Source organism: Bradyrhizobium sp. P2_E8, from assembly GCF_056403875.1.
In genome coordinates, this window is sequence record NZ_JBFUES010001187.1 from 1 (window position 1) to 2,052 (window position 2,052).

Consider the following 2,052-nt stretch of genomic DNA (forward strand, 5'->3'; position numbering starts at 1 on the left):
CTTCGAGGACGGCCTGAAGCAACCGGCGCGCCCGCTTCCGATCATCGCGGAGGAGACGAGCCGCATCGCCGTCGATCGTGACGAGGTTCTGCTGATCGAGGAATGGCGCCTGCGGCCGGACGGGACAGCGCTGCCCCCGGGCCGCGACCCGAAGGACACGACCCCGCTCTATACGATCAACGGGCAGACTTCATGTGAGCTCTCAGCCGCGGCCAATGAGCGGCTGCGATTGCGCTTTATCAATGGCTCCCAACGCACTGTTCTGGCGATCAAATTGGAAAGTCACGACGTCCGCGTGATGGCCATGGACGGACAGCCGGCCGAGCCGTTCCCGGCGCGCAACGGCGCCCTGGTGCTGGCTCCCGGCGCGCGTGCCGACGCCTTCGTGGATGCAGCCATATCGGCGAAGTTTCTGCTGCATGACGGCAAGGAAGGCCGCCCGATCGGAAACCTCACGATCTCCGGCACGATGGAGCGGGGTGCGCCGCTGTCGCCGCCACAGCCGCTCCCTGCGAATGCCCTGCCCGACCAGCTCGACCTCAGAGGCGCCCTGCGGTTCGATGTCGCGCTCGGTGCCCCCGACACCGGCTGGGCACGGCCTGCGAATTTCTCGACCGCCTCGGCGCCAGCCTTCCGCGCCAAGACCGGCCGCACCGTCGTGCTGACCCTCAAGAACCCCGCAGCCCTCACCGCCGTGTTCCATCTGCACGGCCACCCCTTCCGGCTGCTCGACCGCCTCGACGATGGCTGGAAGCCCTACTGGCTCGACACGCTCGCGGTCGAGCCCGGCCAGACCCAGCGTATCGCGTTCGCGGCGACCTCACCCGGACGCTGGCTGATCGAATCCGTTGTGACCGACTGGGCCGCGCCGCGGCTGGTGCGCTGGTACGCGGTGGAGTGAGCTATGCGCGCGCCCAGACGTAGCGGGCGTCCGGCTCCTTCTCCTCGTTCCGCGCCCCGTCCGTCTGCTCGACCAACGCGAATCCACGGGCCTCGTAGAAACGTCGCGCGCGTTCATTGCACTGGAAGGTCCAGAGCTCCAGCCGTTCGCAGGCACGCTTGGCCACATCGAGGAGCTCGGTGCCGACACCGCGGCCCTGGGCAGCGGGAAGGACATAGAGCTGCTCGACCCAGCCATCGCGGAAGGCAATGAGCCCGCTGAGCGCGTCCTGGTCGAAGCGGCCCCACACGCGGCACGTTTTGAAAACATGCTCGCGATAGAACCAGCGATCCTCCTCCGGCGTGTGCAGCCCGACGAGCCGCGGCATCGCCTGGTCAAACGCGATCCGATGGACCTGCGCGGCCGCCCCCATATCGGTGAGCGCGAGCTGCCTCAGCACTAGTACTCGATCCCGAGCGCATTATAGATCCGCCGGTGCACGGCCGGCAGCGTCTCGGTGAGATCTTCCGCGATCAGCCCCGGCCCCGCCTCGCTTGCCGCCTCGCCATGCATCCACACGCCGATGCTGGCGGCTTCGAAGGCCGGCACCCCCTGCGCCAAAAGCCCTGCGATGACGCCGGAGAGCACGTCGCCGGCGCCCGCTGTGGCCAGCCAGGGCGGCGCATTGGCGGCGACGGTGGCGCGGCCGTCGGGCGCGGCGATGGTGGTATCCGGCCCCTTCAGCAGCACCACGGCGCCGGAACGTTCGGCGGCGGCGCGGACACGCTCGAGCTTGGAGCGGCCGGGATGTTTGTTGCTGAGATCGGAGAACAGGCGCGGGAATTCACCCTCGTGCGGCGTCAGCACCACCGCACTGTCCTGCGAGGACTTGATCGATTCAAACAGGCGCTCGGGATTCGCGGCAAAGCTCGTCAGTGCATCGGCGTCCAGCACCAGGTGTCGTTGCGCGGTAAGCGCCGTGTGGACGAAATCGCAGGTGCGATCGCCGACGCCCGCGCCGGGACCAATGATGCAGGTGTTGTAGCGCTTGTCGCCGAGCAACTCGCCAAACTCGATCGCGGTGTCGACGGGGCGAACCATCACCGCAATCAGCGCCGCCGCATTGATCGCGAGCGCATCGCGCGGGCTCGCCAGCGTCACCAAGCCGGCAC

At 68.2% G+C, this 2,052-nt stretch carries 3 protein-coding genes; 1 reads left to right on the forward strand and 2 read right to left on the reverse strand.

Annotated features, from left to right (window positions below):
* A partial coding sequence (locus AC1D00_RS38385) for a multicopper oxidase family protein (RefSeq protein WP_477014261.1) occupies positions 1-901 on the forward strand: 901 nt, incomplete at its 5' end.
* A 1-nt stretch (position 902) separates the two neighbouring features.
* Here the strand turns inward: AC1D00_RS38385 and AC1D00_RS38390 are convergent.
* Both AC1D00_RS38390 and AC1D00_RS38395 read right to left on the reverse strand, forming a co-directional pair.
* Entirely contained in the window at positions 903-1,340 is a 438-nt protein-coding gene (locus AC1D00_RS38390; RefSeq protein WP_477014262.1) for a GNAT family N-acetyltransferase, read from the reverse strand.
* Positions 1,340-2,052, reverse strand: a 713-nt coding sequence (locus tag AC1D00_RS38395) for an ADP-dependent NAD(P)H-hydrate dehydratase (protein WP_477014263.1), incomplete at its 5' end; no start/stop codon positions are given. The genes AC1D00_RS38395 and AC1D00_RS38390, both read right to left, overlap by 1 nt.